General features: G+C 62.8%; 18 protein-coding genes. 10 read left to right on the top strand and 8 right to left on the bottom strand.

What is annotated here, in order from left to right:
• Positions 1-30 precede the first annotated feature (30 nt).
• From IB263_RS26590 to IB263_RS26570, 5 genes are all read right to left on the bottom strand, one after another.
• Entirely contained in the window at positions 31-1485 is a 1455-nt protein-coding gene (locus IB263_RS26590; RefSeq protein WP_089043734.1) for a TolC family protein, read from the bottom strand.
• Positions 1482-1712: a hypothetical protein gene (locus IB263_RS26585; RefSeq protein WP_060644314.1), complete on the bottom strand. Its 231-nt coding sequence runs from the start codon at positions 1710-1712 to the stop codon at positions 1482-1484. Before IB263_RS26585 ends, IB263_RS26590 begins: the two co-directional genes overlap by 4 nt.
• A gap of 198 nt (positions 1713-1910) precedes the next feature.
• Complete coding sequence (locus tag IB263_RS26580) at positions 1911-2300, bottom strand: hypothetical protein (protein WP_060644315.1); 390 nt, start codon at positions 2298-2300, stop codon at positions 1911-1913.
• A gap of 93 nt (positions 2301-2393) precedes the next feature.
• Positions 2394-2864: a Cu(I)-responsive transcriptional regulator gene (gene cueR / locus IB263_RS26575; RefSeq protein ID WP_034799282.1), complete on the bottom strand. Its 471-nt coding sequence runs from the start codon at positions 2862-2864 to the stop codon at positions 2394-2396.
• A gap of 99 nt (positions 2865-2963) precedes the next feature.
• Complete coding sequence (locus IB263_RS26570) at positions 2964-5438, bottom strand: heavy metal translocating P-type ATPase (protein ID WP_192439261.1); 2475 nt, start codon at positions 5436-5438, stop codon at positions 2964-2966.
• A gap of 362 nt (positions 5439-5800) precedes the next feature.
• Between IB263_RS26570 and IB263_RS26565 the strand changes: the two genes are divergently transcribed.
• A complete protein-coding gene (locus IB263_RS26565) occupies positions 5801-6100 on the top strand; it encodes an antibiotic biosynthesis monooxygenase family protein (RefSeq protein ID WP_060644317.1) in 300 nt (99 codons plus the stop codon).
• Between the two features lie 276 nt (positions 6101-6376).
• Positions 6377-7315 (top strand): MYG1 family protein, encoded by a 939-nt coding sequence (locus IB263_RS26560; RefSeq protein ID WP_060644318.1) that lies wholly within the window; start codon positions 6377-6379, stop codon positions 7313-7315.
• A gap of 66 nt (positions 7316-7381) precedes the next feature.
• On the opposite strand, the gene IB263_RS26555 is transcribed toward IB263_RS26560, so the two are convergent.
• Positions 7382-8377, bottom strand: coding sequence for a GlxA family transcriptional regulator (locus IB263_RS26555; protein WP_089043737.1), 996 nt, complete (start codon positions 8375-8377; stop codon positions 7382-7384).
• 627 nt (positions 8378-9004) lie between these two features.
• On the opposite strand from IB263_RS26555, the gene IB263_RS26550 reads away from it, so the two are divergent.
• Complete coding sequence (locus IB263_RS26550) at positions 9005-9202, top strand: hypothetical protein (protein ID WP_034799295.1); 198 nt, start codon at positions 9005-9007, stop codon at positions 9200-9202.
• 183 nt (positions 9203-9385) lie between these two features.
• Here the strand turns inward: IB263_RS26550 and IB263_RS26545 are convergent, their stop codons facing one another.
• Positions 9386-10408 carry a LacI family DNA-binding transcriptional regulator gene (locus IB263_RS26545; RefSeq protein ID WP_060644319.1) on the bottom strand — a complete coding sequence of 341 codons (1023 nt, stop codon included), beginning with the start codon at positions 10406-10408 and terminating at the stop codon, positions 9386-9388.
• A gap of 255 nt (positions 10409-10663) precedes the next feature.
• Between IB263_RS26545 and IB263_RS26540 the strand changes: the two genes are divergently transcribed.
• The 7 genes from IB263_RS26540 (at position 10664) to IB263_RS26510 (ending at position 17943) form a co-directional block, all read left to right on the top strand.
• Positions 10664-11998: an ABC transporter substrate-binding protein gene (locus IB263_RS26540; RefSeq protein WP_034799738.1), complete on the top strand. Its 1335-nt coding sequence runs from the start codon at positions 10664-10666 to the stop codon at positions 11996-11998.
• Between the two features lie 105 nt (positions 11999-12103).
• Positions 12104-13051 (top strand): carbohydrate ABC transporter permease, encoded by a 948-nt coding sequence (locus IB263_RS26535; protein WP_043613808.1) that lies wholly within the window; start codon positions 12104-12106, stop codon positions 13049-13051.
• Positions 13048-13989 (top strand): carbohydrate ABC transporter permease, encoded by a 942-nt coding sequence (locus tag IB263_RS26530; RefSeq protein WP_043613810.1) that lies wholly within the window; start codon positions 13048-13050, stop codon positions 13987-13989. Before IB263_RS26535 ends, IB263_RS26530 begins: the two co-directional genes overlap by 4 nt.
• On the top strand, positions 13986-14174 hold the full coding sequence (locus tag IB263_RS26525; RefSeq protein WP_034799314.1) for a hypothetical protein: 189 nt from the start codon (positions 13986-13988) through the stop codon (positions 14172-14174). Before IB263_RS26530 ends, IB263_RS26525 begins: the two co-directional genes overlap by 4 nt.
• A 3-nt stretch (positions 14175-14177) precedes the next feature.
• Positions 14178-15275 carry an ABC transporter ATP-binding protein gene (locus IB263_RS26520; RefSeq protein WP_060601486.1) on the top strand — a complete coding sequence of 366 codons (1098 nt, stop codon included), beginning with the start codon at positions 14178-14180 and terminating at the stop codon, positions 15273-15275.
• The gene (locus IB263_RS26515; RefSeq protein ID WP_034799319.1) at positions 15268-16263 is read left to right on the top strand and encodes an ABC transporter ATP-binding protein; all 996 of its coding nucleotides are present in this window, start codon (positions 15268-15270) and stop codon (positions 16261-16263) included. Before IB263_RS26520 ends, IB263_RS26515 begins: the two co-directional genes overlap by 8 nt.
• A 9-nt stretch (positions 16264-16272) precedes the next feature.
• Positions 16273-17943 (top strand): dihydroxyacetone kinase subunit DhaK, encoded by a 1671-nt coding sequence (locus tag IB263_RS26510; RefSeq protein WP_034799333.1) that lies wholly within the window; start codon positions 16273-16275, stop codon positions 17941-17943.
• 86 nt (positions 17944-18029) lie between these two features.
• On the opposite strand, the gene IB263_RS26505 is transcribed toward IB263_RS26510, so the two are convergent.
• Complete coding sequence (locus tag IB263_RS26505) at positions 18030-18227, bottom strand: heavy-metal-associated domain-containing protein (RefSeq protein WP_034799336.1); 198 nt, start codon at positions 18225-18227, stop codon at positions 18030-18032.
• Positions 18228-18619: the final 392 nt, after the last annotated feature.

Raw genomic sequence — 18619 nt, 5'->3', positions numbered from 1 at the left:
AAAACCGCACACACTTTTCCTGCTCCCGCCCTAGTGTCCGGCGCCGGCTTCCGCTGCCGCGGGCGCTGCCGCGCCTCCAGCCGAGCCGCCCGATCCGCCGCCGTGGATTGCGGTCATCAGATCGGCATCGGCCAGCCAGAAATCGCGCTTCGCGTTGACGGAGAGCACGGTCGAATTGACCTTGGCCCTGACGTCGGCAAGCAGCTCGAAGGTGCTGGTGATCATGCCGTTGTAGCTGAGCGTCGCTTCTTCCTCGATCTTGGTGCGCAGCGGCACGACGTTGTTGCGGTAGTGCCGGGCGATGTCGTAGCGCGAGCGATAGGCCTCGTAGGCTGAGCGTGCTTCCGAGCGGATGTTGACCGCCTTTTCCGCCAACAGGTTCGCCGAGCGCATATGGGCAAGCTCGGCCTTGCGCATGCGCGCATTGCCGCTGTCGAAGATCGGGATCACGAATTCGAACTCGAACTGGCCGGTCGTCTCGACCTTGGTGCCATGATCCTCCTTCTCCCGTTCCGCCTCCGCACCGGCGACGAGTTCCAGGTCGGTCACGTAGCGGGTCGCCTCGGTGAGGCTGTAGGACTTGGCCACGGCTTCGAGGTCGAGGCGGGCGATCTGCAGGTCGACGCGGCGCTTCAGCGCTTCGGCCTCGATGCTGTCCTTGCGGGCCAGCGTCTTCGGCATGTTCGGCAGGCGGTTCGGCACCTGGTAGTCGACATCGCTACCCCAGAGACCCATCAGTCGCGTCAGATTTTCCTTGGCAAGACGGGCTGCAAGCCGGGCTTCGGCTGCCTGGCCGGCGAGTTCGGCGTTGAAGACGTGCTCGCGCGCCTGGTTGCCCTTGCCCATGGCGCCGGTCTCACCCAGTTTTGCGGCGAGTTCCGAGGAGGCGTCCGCAGCCGCCTGGGCCTGGTTCAGTTGCGCGACTGTTTCCCATGCGGCAACCGCTTCGATCCAGGCGCGGCGGGTTTCGGCGGCCAGCTGCAGCGTGCTGAGCGCGGCGTTGAGCTGCGCCTGGCGGAAACGCGCGTCGGCGACCGCGATGGTCTTGTCGCGGGTCAGGAGCGCCAGGATGTTGGTGGTGACCAGCCCCTCGATCGCCTTGTAGGCCTGCAGTTCCGGTGTGCCGATCCCGGTGGTGCCGATCGAGACAGTCGGGTTGAGAAACAACGTCGCCTGCCAGGCATCCGCCGACGCGTCGCCGAGATCGGCATAGGCGGCCTGCAGGCCCTTGTTGTTGAGGAGTGCGACCTGAACGGCGGTGTCGGCGTCGATTGTCTTGCGCTTCAGGAGCGCCTTGACCTCGGCATTGACCTTGTCTGCCTGTTCGCGGTTCTGGATCCAGACGCTTTTCTTGGTCGCGGCCGTCGAGACCTTGGCATCCACGGTGGTGAAGCCCGCGTCCTTGGCCGAGTATTCGGTCACGCAGCCGGCGAGCACGAGGGGCAGACCGATGGCTGCCGCGAGGTTGAGCTTGCGAAGCCTCATGACGCGTCTCCCTTGGCGGTCGACTGTTTTTCGTTGAGGGGGCCCCAGGCCTTGGGGCCGGTGGGTTCGCGGTGGGTGTAGCCCGAAATGGGGCTGCGATACTGCGTGCTTCGAATACCGCTCGTGCTATTGGCGGGATCGCCAAGGCTTGAGACCTCGGCAGGCAATGTGGCAGCGCATCCGCCCAGGATGATGGGCAGGAGCGCCATGGAAAACAAACGTTTCATGGTCAAACCTGAAATGTGAATGGCAGAGGCCGGCGATCGACCGGATGAAACCGGGCGGGCCTTGTCGCGGACGGCGCTAGAGGTGGTCGAGCGTCACATCGGACACGCGGAAACCACGGCAACGCTTCGCACCACTGCAGATCCTTCCGTCGGCCAAGACCAACGGAGACCCGCAGCAGCGGTCACGGATTCACGAAATCAGGCTCTTGGGGGACGATGAAGGCCGTCGAGCTCACCGGGGGTGAGCTGCGGGTGCGGGCCGAAATTGCGGATGGAGCGCGGGAAAGCCGGATGGCTTCCGTCGACATCGCCGAGCACCGCCACGGCGGCGCAGAAGGTCTTGCAGCAATCCTTCTTGTCCGACTTGCCGTTTTCCTGTGCCGGCTTCACCTTGCCCTTTTCTAGGCTCGGGCAATGCTCGGTCGCAGCTTGCATCGGATTGGCGGCTGCCTCGATCTGCATCGAGCCGTGCGCGGCCGCATGCATCATGCCGGAGGCGGTGGAAAAAGGCAGCACGGCCAGCGACAAAGCGATCGCCAGCTTCAGCACTATCAGCAAACGCAGATATGTGGTTCGCACCTTCTCCATGATCGATCCGTAGAAACGCCTTTGATTCCTGTCAATGATGCTTGCGCCTGGCGCCGTCACGAATGCGTGAGGCTCCAGGATGCGCACTCGTCGTCACCCGTGCCGCCGGTTGCGGACCGGATCGATGCCGGCCGTACCGAAGCGGGCGGGCTCGGTTGCCTTCGTCGGCGCGTTCGTGGCGTCTGCGAGATCTTCGAGAATGGGACAGTCCGGGCGGCCGTCGCCATGGCAATGGGCGGCGAGATGTTTCAGCGTCCGGCTCATCGCCTTCAGCTCCTCGGCCTTGCGCTCCAGGATCTCGACATGTTCGAGCGCGATCTTCTTGACCTCGCCGCTGGCGCGCTCACGGTCGCGCCAGAGCGCCAAGAGGTCCGCCATCTGCTCGACAGTGAAACCGAGATCGCGCGAGCGGCGGATGAAGCGCAGCGTATGGACGTCGTTGTCGCCATAGTTGCGATAGCCGGCTTCGCTGCGGTCGGCCTGCGGGATGAGGCCGATTGTCTCGTAGTAGCGGATCATTTTCGTCGAGACGCCGGAGGCGCGGGAAGCTTCGCCGATATTCATGATGTCATCCTTTTTACCGCCGTGCGGCCATTCCCTTGAGAATATAAGGGCTCTCCCCGGCTTCCGCCATGCTGGCGAGAGCCGGGGAGACGATCGAACCTAGGCCGCCTGTGCTGCGGCAACCGGGCGAAAGGCCCGAAGCCGCAGGGCATTGCCCAGCACGAAGACGCTCGACAGCGCCATGGCACCGGCCGCAAAGATCGGCGACAGCAAGAGGCCGTAGACCGGGTAGAGCGCGCCGGCGGCAACCGGGATCAGTACCGCGTTATAGGCAAAGGCCCAGAACAGGTTCTCCTTGATGTTGCGGATCGTCGCCTTGGACAGCGCGATCGCATTCGGCACACCCAGGAGATCGCCGGACATCAGCACCACGTCGGCGCTCTCGATGGCGACGTCCGTACCGGTGCCGATCGCCAGGCCGACATCGGCTTCGGCGAGCGCCGGCGCATCGTTGATCCCGTCGCCGACGAAGGCGACCGCGCGTCCGCCTTGCTTCAGCTTCTTCAGAGCCGCGACCTTGCCATCTGGAAGCACTTCGGCGATTACCTCGTCGATGCCGAGCTTGGCCGCGATCGCCTCTGCGGTGCGGCGGTTGTCGCCGGTGATCATCGCGACCTTCAGGCCGAGATCGTGCAGCATGCGGATCGCCTGATGCGTCGTCTCCTTGATCGGGTCGGCAACGGCGATGATCGCCGCCAGCTTGCCGTCGATCGCGGCATAGAGCGGGCTCTTGCCTCCCGAGCCAAGGCGGGCCGCCTGGTCGGCGAAGGCCGACACGTCGAGCTTCAGCTGCGTCATCAGGCGGTCGGCACCGACATGGACGGTCCGGCCCGAGACTTCGGCGCTGGCGCCGAACCCGGGGATTGCTTCGAACCTGGCCGGTTCGGCGATCGCCAGTCCCTTTGCTTTGGCTGCGTCGACGATTGCTTCGGCGATCGGGTGCTCGGAGCGGGTCTCCACGGCGGCGACCAGCGTCAGCACGGTATCACGATCGAAGCCTTCGGCGGTTTCGAGGTCGGTCAGTTCCGGGCGGCCCTTGGTCAGCGTACCAGTCTTGTCGACGGCGATGACGGCGGCGTTGCGCAGCGTCTGCAGTGCCTCGCCCTTGCGGAAGAGCACACCCATTTCGGCGGCGCGGCCGGTGCCGACCATGATCGAGGTCGGGGTGGCAAGGCCCATGGCGCAAGGGCAGGCGATGATCAGCACGGCGACGCCGTTGACGAGCGCGAAGGTGAGCGCCGGATCCGGACCGAAGACCAGCCAGACGCCGAAGGTCAAAAGCGCAATCGCGATGACGGCTGGCACGAACCAGGCGGTGACGCGGTCGACCAGCGACTGGATCGGCAGCTTGGCGCCCTGGGCCTGCTCGACCATCTTGATGATCTGCGCCAGCACCGTATCGGCGCCGACCTTGGTGGCCCGGAAGGTGAAGGAGCCGGTTTTGTTGATCGTGCCGCCGACGACTTCGCTGCCGGCCACCTTTTCGACCGGAACCGGCTCGCCGGTGATCATCGATTCGTCGACATAGGAGTTTCCGTCGAGGACGCTGCCGTCGACAGGAACCCGGTCGCCCGGGCGCACGACGACGGTGTCGCCAGTCTGCACGTCGGACAGCGGCACCTCGACCGTCTCGCCGTTGCGGATGACGCGGGCGGTCTTTGCCTGCAGGCCCATCAGATGCTTGATCGCCTCGGAGGTCCGGCCCTTGGCGCGCGCCTCCAGGAACCGGCCGAGCAGGATCAAGGTGACGATGACTGCAGCTGCCTCGTAATAGACGTTGGCCGTACCGTCTGGCAGAAGCTCGGGCGCGAATGTGGCGACGACCGAATAGATCCAGGCGGCGGAGGTGCCGATCGCGACCAATGAGTTCATGTCCGGCGCCAGGCGGAAGAGGGCGGGGACACCCTTCTGGTAGAAACGCAGGCCCGGGCCGAAGAGCACCAGCGTCGTCAGCGCGAACTGCAGATACCAGCTTTCCTGCATGCCGATATTGTTCATGACGAATTCGTGCACGCCCGGGATGAAGTGCGAGCCCATTTCAAGCACGAAGATCGGCAGCGTCAGGACGCCGGCAATCAGCAACGCGCGCCCAAGCTTTCGCGTCTCCTGTTCGCGCTTCTCGCCTTCGCGGTCGACGCTTTCGTCGCCGGTGATGCGCTTGGCGGCATAGCCGGCAACGCGAACCGCCTCTTCGAGTGCGGCGGCGGTGGCGATGCCCCTGGTTATGCGCACCGACGCGCGCTCGGTCGCCAGATTGACGTTGGCTTCGGTGACGCCCGGCACGGTCTTCAGCGCCTTTTCAATGCGGGCGACGCAGGACGCGCAGGTCATGCCTTCGATGGTGAGCTCGACCGTGTCTTCGGCCGCACCATATCCGGCATTCTCGATCGCCTTGACGATGTCGGCCGACTTGGTGCTGGCATCGAAGCGGACGTCAGCGCGTTCCGTTGCAAGGTTGACCGAGGCTTCGGTCACACCAGGCACAGCGCGAATAGCCTTTTCGACGCGCGCCACGCAGGATGCGCAGGTCATGCCCTCGACGGGAATGCTGGCGCTCAATGCGGCGGCGGACATCGCTTCGAGGTCGTTTGTTCTAATGGGGGTCACAGATCCCATGATCGTGCTCCTTTCTCTGTCTTTTGTCACAACATGGGGCTTCCAACGATGGGAAGGTCAAGGGCGCAAAAGAGATTTCTGCACGCCATCTTCAGAGCGGCTGGGAGAGGTCTGCCACCGCAGCGATAATGGCCCGCGATGCACGATGAAGCCGCCTCGACCAAGTTCAGCCGCGAGGCCCGGCAGGTTTGTCAAAGCGCAGTTCGAATGGCTCCCGGTTTGCCGGCGATCGCAAGGCTGCGACCGTGCTTCGCCTGCCTCTTGCGAGTGAACTGCATCGGATCCATCCTGTAGAAGTTGCGTCCCATAGGGAGGTTAGGATGACGGCTTATAATTGTGTCCGTTTCCGCGTGAGACCCGGTCAAGAGGAACGGTTTGAGCAGCTGTTTCGCAGCGCTGGTCGCGACTTTGAAGGCTTGAGGAAGATGGCGCTCAGCAAGTCAGCGGATGGATCGTATTTCTCAATTGCCGAATGGGAAAGCCTTGAGGCGATCGCCGCGGCACGGCCCATGATGAAGGCGAACCTCGACACGTTCCGCGATACGCTCCTGGAACTCAGCCAGGATCTCGGGGTCACGGACCCGATTTCCGGCGAGGCGATCTTCGAAATGACGCGTTAGAGCAATATGCTGCGCAAGGCGTGACGGCAACAGCTCCGTCGGTTGGTTGACGGGGAGGTCGGCCTTGGCTGCTAAGGTCGCGGACCTGATGACAGTGATGTCGTCGGCTTGCGAACGCGTGGGGCAGCATCAGGACGGGCACGACATCTAGCGCCGGATTTTGGATAGCTTGAGGGCAGAACACTGCGACGAAGGCGCGATGACGGGTTGAGGTCACCGCGGGCAATGGCTATGTCGTGCCGCACACACGCGTCACGAACCATAAGGCCATTCGGAATGATCCCAGACTTTCTCGTTACCCATTCCGGTGGTTTCCACGCCGACGAGCTGCTTTCCAGCGTCATCCTTACGCGGCTTTTCCCTGAGGCTCGCCTCGTTCGCAGCCGGGCGTCGGAATGGCTGAAGCCCGGGGCGGACCGCATCATTTATGATGTTGGTGGCCAGTATGATGCCGGGGCCGGGCTGTTCGATCATCATCAGCGCGGGGCGCCGGTTAGAGAGGATGGCCAGCCCTACAGTTCGTTCGGCTTGATCTGGAAGCATTACGGTCGCGCCTATCTGGCAGCGTTCGGCGTTCCTGAGGCCCATGTGGAGGCGGTCCATGCGGCCTTCGATGCGCGCTTCGTGCTGCCGGTGGATCTGGTCGATAACGGCGCGCTCGACCCCTCCGTGGCCGGCCCCTTGGCGGGGCTGACGCTGTCGGCGCTGCTGGAAACCTTGAAGCCTGTCTTCGACGAATCCGGCCAGGAGGCCGAGGACCGCAGCTTCCATCAGGCCCTTTCGATCGCGCGCGCCTTCGTCGAGGCTGGCGTGTCGCAACGCGCCGCCAAGCTTCGGGCCGAGGCGCTCGTGCTGCAGCAGATCGCCCTTGCCGGTGAGAGCCGAGTGCTCGAACTGCCGCGGGGCATGCCGTTCCGCCCGGCGATCGTGAAAGCTGGCGCCGACCACCTGTTGTTCGTCGTTCATCCGCGCGAGAATGACTGGTGCCTGACGGGCATTCGCAAGGCCGATGAAGGGTTTGAGCTGCGCGCCGATCTGCCGGCTGCCTGGGCCGGCCTGACGAACGGCGAGCTGGAGGCGGCTTGCGGCGTGGCTGGCGCGCGGTTCTGCCACAACGGCCGCTTCATCGCGGCGGCAGCGACGCGGGAGGCAGCACTGGCCATGGCCGAGCTCGCCGTCAAGGAAGCAGTATCGGCGGGCAGCGGTCAGGCCTGAGGAAACTGATGAGCCGACGGCGGCGGCTATGGCCAGTGCGCTGTCGGCAGGATCGCCTGTGACGGGTCACGCCGAAAGCGTGGCCCTGAACTTGCTCGGCGATTGACCGTAGGTTTTTGCAAAAATCCGCGAGAAGTGGCCGGCGTTCTCGAACCCGACTTCGAGCGCGATGTCGATCAACGGCGCCTTCGTCTGCGTCAGCAGATGCTTGGCGCGTTCCAGCCGAAACTTCCGATAGACGAGCGCCGGCGACATTTTCGCCTTGTCCATGAACAGGCGTTCGAGCTGCCGTCGGGACAAGCCGACGGATGCGGCCAGCTCCGGGATCGACAGCGTGTTGTCCGTGTGCTGCTCCATGATGATGAGAGCGGCATTCAGGCGTGGGTCGTTGCTCTCGATCGCCAGCGGTTTTCTCGGCTGGACATGAAGATGCGAGCGGGCCTTGTCGATCTGCAGCACTTCGAGCGCATTTCGCTCGGCTTCCTTGCTGATATGCAGGCGCACGATATGGGCCGCCATGTCGGCGGCACTGCTGCCGCCAGCGCAGGATCCACGGGTGCGATCGAGATTGAAGAGACGGTCCGAACGAACCTTGAGATCGGGGAACCGCTCGCGGAACGCCTGATAATGAAGCCAGCTCACGCAGACGGTGTGCCCCGTCATCAGGCCCGCTTCGGCAAGGACGAATGTCCCAGTACAGAGACCGATCAGAGGCACCTTGCGCGCCGCCGCCTTCTGGAGGAAGCGGACGGTGTCGTCGTCGATCGGCTGTTTGCTGTTGAGCAGGCCGCCGACCACGACGATGTAGTTGAACCCCGCTGGATCAACGAGGTCGGATGTCGGCGCCACCTGCACGCCGCAACTGGAGGCGATGAGATGCCGCGTGTTGCCCAGCACCTGCCAGTCGGCACGGATGCGGCCGGACTTGTCGAGCTCGTCGCTCGCAAGTCGCAGCGTGTCGATGAAGAGCGCGAATGCCGAAAGGGTGAAGGACCGCGCCAGAACGAAGCCGATCTTGAGACGTTCGGGCTGTGTCTCGTTGGATTTGATGGTCGTCGTCATGTGCCCTTCATGCTCGTGCCGCCAAGACCTCCCGTTCCCTATCGAGCATGCTCGGACATATCAGGAGAGGTAGCCGCTGGCGGCCGAGACTTGCCTTTCGCTGTCCATGGGGAGCCTGGGTTCCGTTCTTCCGGCACCCCATGGTGTGGCGCGGGAGGTCGACGCCCGGATGAAGGCGTCTTCGTCCGCATCATAACGAAGAGGACGGGCTCAAATTGCTCTCGTCACGACCTGCGCCGCTACGGTTACGAACATTGCGGCCAGTGTCAGCGCCGCACTGAACCGTGCGACCTTCATCCGCCGTTCGCGCGAGCCGCTCCAATCATACCCCATCACTTCCCTCCCTCCCGACCGGGCCAGAACGCGTTTGCTCGGTCTTCCGACGAACTGCAGGTCTCGCCAAGTCACGGCTTTGAGTTACCCCTCATGCTGCCGCGATGCCGCCGATCGTGTCAAGTTTGCCTCGGCGCGAGCAATGTTCAGGTGCCCGTCATAGCTCTGCGCAAAGGCGGCTGCGCAAAGGAATTTGCTGTTCGAGGGCGCAAACCCCCTAGTTGTGCGGGGAGCCTCTTTCCGCCGTTGTGATAGTTTTCTCTTTGGTGTGATTTTTTAAAGGGAGGGCGAAGAATGCCCGGCACATTCTCTACCGCCGACATGGACGTGATCAAACAGCAGCACGAGGATTGGTGTCGCGCGAACGACACCGACCCGAACAGTCCCGCGGGAATAGAGAAAGCCATGCAGATGCTGGTGAATTATGGCGGCAGCGCCAGCCAGCAACCGTCCGCGCAGCCGCAGAAGGTGCGCGCCAAAGCGCGCGCCTGATCTCCGCATCCACCCACGTCATTTAGCGGTCCGCGCCTGTCCTCGATCGCCTTGAACGAAGGCGCCTGGTCATAGTCGGGTGCGTGGGGCGGGCCTCCTCACGCGCCTGTCGGCGGCGCCGTCGCGATCAGGCGTTGCCCCATCTGCTTGGGGTGCGCACGTCAAAGATGCACTCTCCGAGGGTCAGAGGTTCTCCTTGAGGAGGACCTCTATTCTGATCTTGTCCTGTGCGGCGTGCGGTTCGCGAAAATCCGTTCGCGCGCGCATGATGCGGATGGCACTGCGCACCGCGTGTCCCGGGTCCTGGGCGATGACGGCGTCAACGCTGGCGTCGCGCAGGCCACGTTCGCTGAAGGGGGTGCGTTCGTGGACGACCACCGTGATCTTTTGCAGATCGGTGAAAGATGCGGCGCCCTCGAGCGGGATCCGGGCCTCGGAACTCAACACGTAGATCGCCGCAACCTCTTGATTGTTTTCAAGGACTCGCTGGAGGATCTGGGTGGCCCTGCGCTCGTCGCCGTGGGTTTCGACCGAGGGCAGACATTGCAGGTGAGGGAACTGTGAGTTGACGATATCGTCGAAGCCGAAGCGTCGCTGGATGCTGTCGAGCGACTGCATCGTCTCGGCCACGATCAGGACCTTTCCCGCCCTCTTGCCGACAAACCGGCCGATGATCTTGGCCGCCGTCGCGCCGGCGGCGTAGTTGTCGACGCCGACGAAATCGGCGGTCGGGAGCTTTTCCTGGCCGGACAGAAACTGCACGAACTTGACGCCGCGTTCGATCAGACGGCCGATCGCGTCGCGCACTTGCGGCGATTCCGGCGCCATCATCGCGATCCCGTCGAATTCGTTCTCGTCTATATCTGCGAGGTATTTGGCAACCTTGTGCGGGTCGTCGATCGGGATCTGGACGACGTCAAGGTCGATGAGATCCCCCTTCATCGACACCCGCGCCTCTTCCACCCGGTGGATGAGTTCCGCCAGATAGAGATCGCCGCTCGTCGGCAGCACGAACCGGAACCGGTAGCTCTTGTTGCGGGCAAGGCTGACGGCTGCCGGGTTTCGAATAAATCCAATGCGCTCAATGGCTTCGTTAACACTGCGAACGGCCTTCGGGCTGACATTCGGCCTGTCGTTCAGCACGCGGTCGACGGTTGCGAGGCTCAAGCCCGCTGCCTCAGCAAGATCTTTGGCTGTTGGCCGCATGCGGAACTCCCAGTGTGTATCGTTCCCAATCTACTCCACCAAAATCGCCGCGAAATCAAGAATTGATGTGCGCACCTCAAAAATCGCTTGCGTTGAGGTGCGCACCTCAGTTATGAATCCTTCAGCGAAGAACGCAGGCCCTGAATGCGGCCGCGCCCACCGCTAGTGCCAAGAGGATTTAGGTACGCCAACCGCCCGGTCAGGGCGCTTTCCTTCTGATGGAGGTCAGAAGGTACAAGGGGGAGGAACCCAATGATGAAACGGATTCTGTTGAGCTCGACAGTCATGGTCGGAGCGTATTTTGCCATTGCGGGTGCGTCCGGTACGCACGCTTCCGCAGCCGAACTGACCCTTTGCTGGGCCGCCTGGGATCCGGCCAATGCGCTCGTCGAGCTCAGCAAGGATTTCGAAGCAAAGAGCGGCAACACGATGAAGTTCGAATTCGTGCCGTGGCCGAACTTCGCCGACCGGATGCTGAACGAGCTGAATTCCGGCGGCAAGCTCTGCGATCTGATGATCGGCGACAGCCAGTGGATTGGCGGCGCCGCCGAGAATGGCCAGTACATCAAGCTCAATGATTTCTTCGACAAGGAAGGGATCAAGATGGACGACTTCATTCCCGCAACCGTCATCGGTTACGCGGAATGGCCGAAGAATTCGCCGAACTACTGGGCTCTGCCGGCGTTCGGTGACGTGGTCGGTTGGACCTATCGCAAGGACTGGTTCTCGCGTCCCGAACTCCAGGCGGAGTTCAAGCAGAAATACGGCCGGGATCTCGCCGTGCCGAAGACCTTCGCCGAACTCAAGGACATCGCCGAATTCTTCCAGAAGCGCCAGGTCGACGGCAAGACCGTCTATGGCGCTGCCATCTATACGGAGCGCGGCTCAGAAGGCATTACCATGGGCGTGATGGACGTGCTCTACAGCTACGGCTTCGAGTACGGAAATCCGAAGAAAGCCTATGAGCTCGACGGCTTCGTCAACTCGGCGGACGCGGTCAAGGGTCTGGAATTCTACAAGGCGCTCTACGATTGCTGCACACCGCCCGGCCATTCCGACGCCTACATGTCGGAGGATATCGACGCCTACAAGTCCGGCCAGGTCGCCCTGCAGATGAACTTTGCCTTCACCTGGCCCGGCATCCATGCCGACGCCAATGTCGGCGGCGACAAGTCCGGCTACTTCCCCAATCCTGCTGGTCCGACCGGTGTGCAGTTCGCCCAGCTGGGCGGCCAGGGCATCTCGGTCGTCGCAGCGTCCGACAAGCAGAAGGAAGCGCTGGATTACATCAAGTGGTTCGCGCAGCCTGAAATCCAGAAAAAGTGGTGGGCGCTCGGCGGATACTCCGCGCTGCGCTCGGTGGTCGAGGACCCGAGCTTCGCCACGAGCCAGCCCTATGCGCAGACCTTCCTGGATTCGATGGCAATCGTGAAGGACTTCTGGGCCGAGCCGTCCTACGCCTCGCTGCTGCAGGCCTCGCAGAAGCGCTTCCACGATTACGTCGTTGCCAACCAGGGCACGGCGAAGGATGCGCTCGATGGTCTCTCTGAGGACTGGAAGGACATCTTCGAAGACGAAGGCAAGTATTGACGCAAACACCCGCCGCCTCCCGGCGGAAGCGTCCATGCGGGGCCGGCCGGCCGATCTCTCGCGCCGGCCCCGCATGCCCATTCGTCAATGCCTTAGGGGAATACCATGCTCCATTCTTCGATCGATCGCGCTGCGCACGCGACGCCGCCCGTGCTTGCACGGCGCATCAGAGGGTTGTCGGACCGCGCGATCGCCTGGATCTTCGTCGCACCGTCCATTGTGCTTTTGCTTGCGATCAACATCTTTCCGCTGATCTGGACCGTCCGGCTGAGCTTCACCAATTTTCGCGTGAACCGCCCGAATGAACCTGTTCAGTTCGTCGGTCTGCGCAACTACCTGAACATACTGACCGACAAGGATATCTGGCTGACGATGCAGGCGACGGCCCATTTCCTGATCTGGACGATCGTCCTGCAGGTGCTGATCGGCTTTGCTCTCGCCTATCTCATCAACAAGAAGTTCCGCGGCAATGACCTGTGGACGACCATCATCGTGCTCCCGATGATGCTGAGCCCGGCCGTCGTCGGAAACTTCTGGACCTTTCTCTACCAGCCGCAGATCGGCCTGTTCAATTACGCGATCGGGTTCCTGACCGGAGCAGACCCGTCCAGCTTCTCGATGATCGGCGACACGTCGCTGGCGCCCTGGGCGATCATCATCGTCGACACCTGGATGTGGACGCCGTTCGTCATGCTCATCTGCCTTGCCGGGCTGCGCTCCATTCCGAGCAGCATCTATGAGGCGGCGGAGTGCGACCGGGCCAGCAGCTGGCGCCAGTTCTGGACCATCACCATCCCGATGGTGCTGCCGTTCCTGATGCTGGCCATCCTTTTCCGCGGCATCGAGAACTTCAAGATGTTCGACCTGGTCGTGCAGCTGACGGGCGGTGGCCCGGGCTCGATCACGGAGCTGACGTCGATCAACCTGAAGCGTGAAGCCTTCGAGAAATGGCGCACCGGATACGCGTCCGCCTATGCCGTCATCCTCTTCGTGACCGTCTTCGGCCTTGCGTCGATCTATGTCAAAGCACTCAACAAGGTGAAGCAAAGATGAGCAGCTTTTCTGTAACGGAGCCATCCGCACGGCAGAAGTGGTTCGCAGGCGCCCTGGTCGTGCTTTATGCGGTGATCACCATTCTCCCGTTGCTCTGGATCATCGGAACGGGTTTCAAATCGCCCTCTGACGCGATCGCCTATCCGCCGAAGACCTTCTTCGAGCCGACGCTCGAAGGCTATGTGAACCTCTTCACGACGCGCACTCGCGTTTCGGAAGAACAACTGAAGGAAATGGGCGAACCGAAGACCTGGTACGAGCGTCTCGTTCGCAAGGATGGGCTGATCATCGCCGGCCCGTCGCGGTTCCCGGAGCGCTTCTACAATTCCGTCATCATCGGGTTCGGCTCGACGGTGCTGTGCATCGTGCTCGGAACGGCCGCGGCCTATGCCTTCTCGCGCTTCAAGGTGCCGCTCAAGGACGACCTGCTGTTCTTCATCCTTTCCACGCGCATGATGCCGCCGATCGCGGTCGCCATTCCGATCTTCCTGATGTTCCGCTCGCTCGGGCTGAACGACACCCATGCCGGCATGATCCTGCTCTATACGGCAGTCAACCTGTCGCTCTCGGTCTGGCTGCTCAAGGGCTTCATCGACGAGATCCCGATCGAGTATGAAGAGGCAGCGCTGATCGACGGCTACACTCGCTTCCAGGCTTTCTACAAGGTCGTGCTGCCCCAGGCGGCGACCGGCATCGCGTCGACGGCTATCTTCTGCCTGATCTTCGCCTGGAACGAATACGCCTTCGCCGTGCTGCTCACGTCGGGCACCGCGCAGACCGCACCGCCCTTCATCCCGACGATCATCGGCGTCGGTGGGCAGGACTGGCCGGCGGTAGCGGCCGGTGCGACCCTCTTCCTCGTCCCCGTGATGGTGTTCACGATCCTGCTTCGCAAACACCTCCTGCGCGGCATCACCTTCGGAGCGGTAAGAAAATGACAGCTTTCCTCAACCAGTTGCTCCGCCTTCGCCGTGGCGCATGGGAAATGGTGGCATCGGTGCTCATCGCGCTCGGCGTGGTCATGCTCATGCAGCCAGTGTCGCTCACGCTCTACTCCTTCTCCTTCCTCGTGACGCTGCTTGGAACAGTCATGTTCATCATCGTCAGCCATTTTCCGGAGTGACCCATGGCACAGATCAGAATTGAAAATGTGCGCAAGGAGTTCGGAGCGTTCACGGCTGTTCAGTCTTCGAGCTTCACGGTGGAAGACGGCGAGTTCTTCATGCTGCTCGGCCCATCGGGATGCGGCAAGACGACTACGCTTCGGATGATGGCGGGACTGGAGCTGCCGACGAGCGGCCAGATCTATATCGGCGGCGAAGAGGTCGGCATGAAGCGGGCGAGGGAGCGCGATATCGCCTTCGTCTTCCAGATGTTCGCCCTCTATCCCCACATGAACGTACGCAAGAACATCTCCTATCCGCTCGTCAGCCAGGGGATGAAAAAGGCGGATGTCGCGGCGCGTGTCGCCGAGGTGGCAAAGATCCTCAGAATTGAAGGCATTCTCGACAAGCCGGTCGGCGGGCTCTCGGGCGGTGACCGCCAGCGTGTTGCGCTCGGCCGGGCGATTGTCCGCAACCCGAAGGCCTTCTTCATGGACGAGCCGCTCGGCGCGCTCGACGCGGAGTTCCGCGAACATATGGCGGGGGAACTGCGGGCGCTGCACGATCGCATGGGCGCCACCACCGTCTATGTGACCCACGACCAGCTGGAAGCGATGCAGATGGGTGACAAGATCGTCGTCATGAACCACGGCGTCATCGAGCAATTCGGCCGGCCGCAGCAGATCTACGACTGGCCGGCGACGAAGTTCGTCGCCAAGTTCATCGGCTCCCCGTCCATGAACTTTCTGGAGTTCGAGGGCATGATCGGTATCGGCGGCGACAGCATCGATCTCGGTGGGAAAAAGGTGGCGGTGCCGGCGTCGCGTGAGGGCAGGGCCGGCACGCTGTCGCTCGGTGTGCGTCCCGAGCATGTCCGTTTCGTCGACGACTCCAGCTACAGAGGCCGCGTGATCGCCGTCGAGTATCTCGGCACGACACAGATCGTCACGATCGAAACGCCCAACGGCGAGATCAAGGCGCGCACGCCCTCCAGTCAGGCAGCCCGTACCGACGAGCTTCTCGGTCTCGATTTCAACGCGCGGACCTTGACGCTCTTCAATGCGGAGACGGGTCGTGCTCTTGTCTCCGAAGCCAACGAGGGAGTGCTGCGCCGTGGCTGAAGTCATCCTAAGAAACGTGACGAAGACATTCGGCACCCACACAGCGCTGGACGATGTCTCGATGACGATCCCGGACGGGTCGTTCGTGGTTCTCCTGGGCCCGACAGGCGCCGGAAAGACGACGACGTTGCGCATGGTCTCGGGGCTCGACACGCCTAATAGCGGCGAGATCTTTATCGGCGGGATGTCCGTGCAAGGACTGACGCCGGCGCAGCGCAACGTGGCGATGGTATTCCAGCAATATTCGCTCTATCCGCATCTATCCGTCCGGCAGAACCTGGAATTTCCGCTGAAATCCCCGCTCTTGAAAACGCCGCAGAAGACGATCGACGAAAAGGTGAACGCCATCGCCGAGGTCTTGCAGATTTCGCATAAGCTCGACAACAAGGCGACCGCCTTGTCCGGTGGCGAAATGCAGCGCGTGTCGATCGGGCGTGCGCTTGTCAGAAACCCGCAGATATACCTGATGGACGAGCCCTTGAGTTCGCTCGACGCGAAGCTTCGAGCCGATCTGCGCGTCGAACTGAAGAACATTCAGGCAAAGTCCGGGGCGACGCTTCTTTACGTCACCCACGACCAGATCGAAGCGATGACCATGGCAACGCATATCGGTGTGCTCGAAGAGGGCAGGCTTGTTCAGTTCGGATCACCAAGAGAGGTGTACGAAGCGCCGGTCAGCGTTTACGCCGCGACCCGCCTCGGCCAGCCGCGCATCAACGTCCTGCCTGCCAAGCTTTTTGCGGGCGCGCCGGACAAGGCGCAGTCGATCGGCCTTCGCCCCGAAAATATCGTCCAGGGCGCCGGAGAAGATGCACTCGTGACCCGTGTCGAACATCTGGGCGACCAGACGCGCCTGCATCTCACGTTCAAGCAGCACAACCTCGTGACGGTCACGGACCCCCATACTGGGTTCCGCGGCGGCGAGACTATCAAGATCCAGCCAGACAAGCCGCTCTTCTTCGACGCGGCCGGAATGCGCATCGCTTAGGAGGCGAACATGAATCAGTTTATCAACCGCAAGGAAAATGCGGTTACGGAAGCGATCGACGGGGTTCTTGCCGCATCCGGCGGCGCGCTCAGCCGCCTCGACGGATATCCGCACATTCGCGTCGTCCTGCGCTCCGACTGGGACAAGGGCAAGGTCGCGCTCGTCTCCGGTGGCGGCTCGGGACACGAGCCCGCGCATATCGGCTTCGTCGGCAAGGGCATGCTGACGGCCGCCGTCTGCGGCGACGTCTTCGCATCGCCGAGCGTGGACGCGATCCTCGCCGGTATCCTGGCGGTGACGGGACCTGCCGGCTGCCTGCTGATCGTCAAGAACTACACCGGTGACCGGCTGAACTTCGGCCTCGCGGCCGAACGCGCCCGCGCCTACGGCCTCAATGTGAGCATGGTCATCGTCGATGACGACATCGCGCTGCCGGACCTTCCGCAGGCGCGCGGTGTCGCCGGTACCCTTTTCGTCCACAAGATCGCCGGAGCGCTCGCAGAAAGCGGGGCGGACCTCGATACGATCGCCAATGCGGCGCGCAAGGTCATATCGGGCACGAGCACCATCGGCATGTCGCTCGATACCTGCACCGTTCCGGGTTCGCCGAAGGAACATCGCATCCCCGAGGGCCATGCGGAACTCGGCCTCGGCATCCATGGCGAAGCTGGCGTCGAACAGATTGTGCATTCCGATGCGAGAAGCGCTGTTGCCGCTATGGTCGAGCGCCTGCAGGCGGCGATGGAGGACAAGCCGCACGTGGTGCTCGTCAATAATCTCGGCGGAACGTCTATCCTGGAAATGTCTATTCTCATGCACGAACTCGCCCAGTCGGCGATCGCCGATCGGATCGTGCATCTCGTCGGACCTGCGCCGATGATGACGTCGCTGGACATGCGCGGCTTTTCCGTCTCCGTCTACCCGGCCGACAAGGCCGAGCTGGAGCTGTTGTCCCGGCCCGTGGCGCTTCCGGCCTGGCCAGGCGTGACCGCCGTCAGGCCGGTGAATGTTCTCGCCCTGCCTGATGGCCTGACGCCGATTTCACCTCTGCCTTCGCGGCACGATGCGACGCGGCAGTTCCTGCTTGCCTGCTGCAACCTGCTGATCGATGCGGAAAAGGACCTGAATGCACTCGATGCCAAGTCCGGAGACGGAGACACCGGCTCGACACTCGCCGGCGCCGCACGGGCACTCATTCAGGCCCTCGATCGCCTGCCGCTATCCGACCACACGCAGCTCTTCCGCGCCATCGGGCAGGAGTTGAGCCAGACGATGGGCGGCTCTTCGGGCGTGCTTCTGGCGATCTTCTTTGCCGCCGCCGGGGATGGCGCCTCGAGCGGGCTTTCGATCCGCGAAGCGCTGAAAGCCGGGTTGGCGCGCATGCAGGAAATCGGCGGGGCGCAGATCGGCGACCGCACCATGGTCGACGCGCTTTCTCCGGCACTGGACGCGCTCGACGCGAGCATCGGCGCGGCCTCCAAGGCGGCGCGCGACGGCGCCAATCTGACCGCGACGCTGGTGCGGGCAAGGGCAGGGCGTGCCGCTTACATCAATGCCAAGCAACTCGAAGGGCACATCGATCCCGGCGCCGAAGCGGTCGCTCGCCTGTTCGAGCACCTGGCACGGCATCCGGATATGCTCGGGCGCCAGCCGGAGGGGGCTGCAGCCGTCGCCGGCTGACGGTGACCGAAACATTGCCCTGACAACAAAACGCCCCGGAAAGCCGGGGCGTTTCGTGACGGGAGGTGTCGGAGGGGAGCGTGCGCTCAGAGCGCGCGGCTCTCGTATCCGGCCGCCTTCAGGGCGTCTGCGATCGGCCCTGCCGCTGCGGCGGTCTCGACGCTGACTTCCCGATTGCCGAGATCGACCTTGATCGTTGCCTGCGGGTCGACGCTCAGGATCGCCTTCTGGACGACGCCGGCGCAGTGGCCACAGGTCATGTTGTCGATCTTGTAGTTCTGCATGCTTGTCTCCTTGGTTCGGTTGTGAGACAAACATGGCGTCTCCCACCGTTGGAAGGTCAATAGGCCTTCAAGATATTTGTTCACGGCATTTCCAGTCGCGCGAACGGTGGAAAATACCCCCGCAAGCGTAGGCCAGCAGCCTCTCAAATTCTCCGAAAAATTTGAAAGTCTTTCCTCATCGATCCCGGGAATGGACGGCTAGCGGTCTGCGTCCGGAAGTCGCACAATCCAAAGGCTGTGCAAGAGGCATTCGCGTCGTCCGAAAGAGGGCGGACGATCGCCAGCCGGCACGAAGCCTAAAGCGAAGCGATCGTTCCGGGAACATCCGGGCGTTCGAAATGCACTGGTCGGGAACTGGAGGAGACGGTTTCCCGCTCACTGTCGTTCGGCTG

Source organism: Ensifer sp. ENS03, from assembly GCF_014852035.1.
In the GTDB taxonomy this organism is placed as follows: domain Bacteria; phylum Pseudomonadota; class Alphaproteobacteria; order Rhizobiales; family Rhizobiaceae; genus Ensifer; species Ensifer adhaerens.
This window is presented reverse-complemented; position numbering and strand designations above follow the sequence as displayed.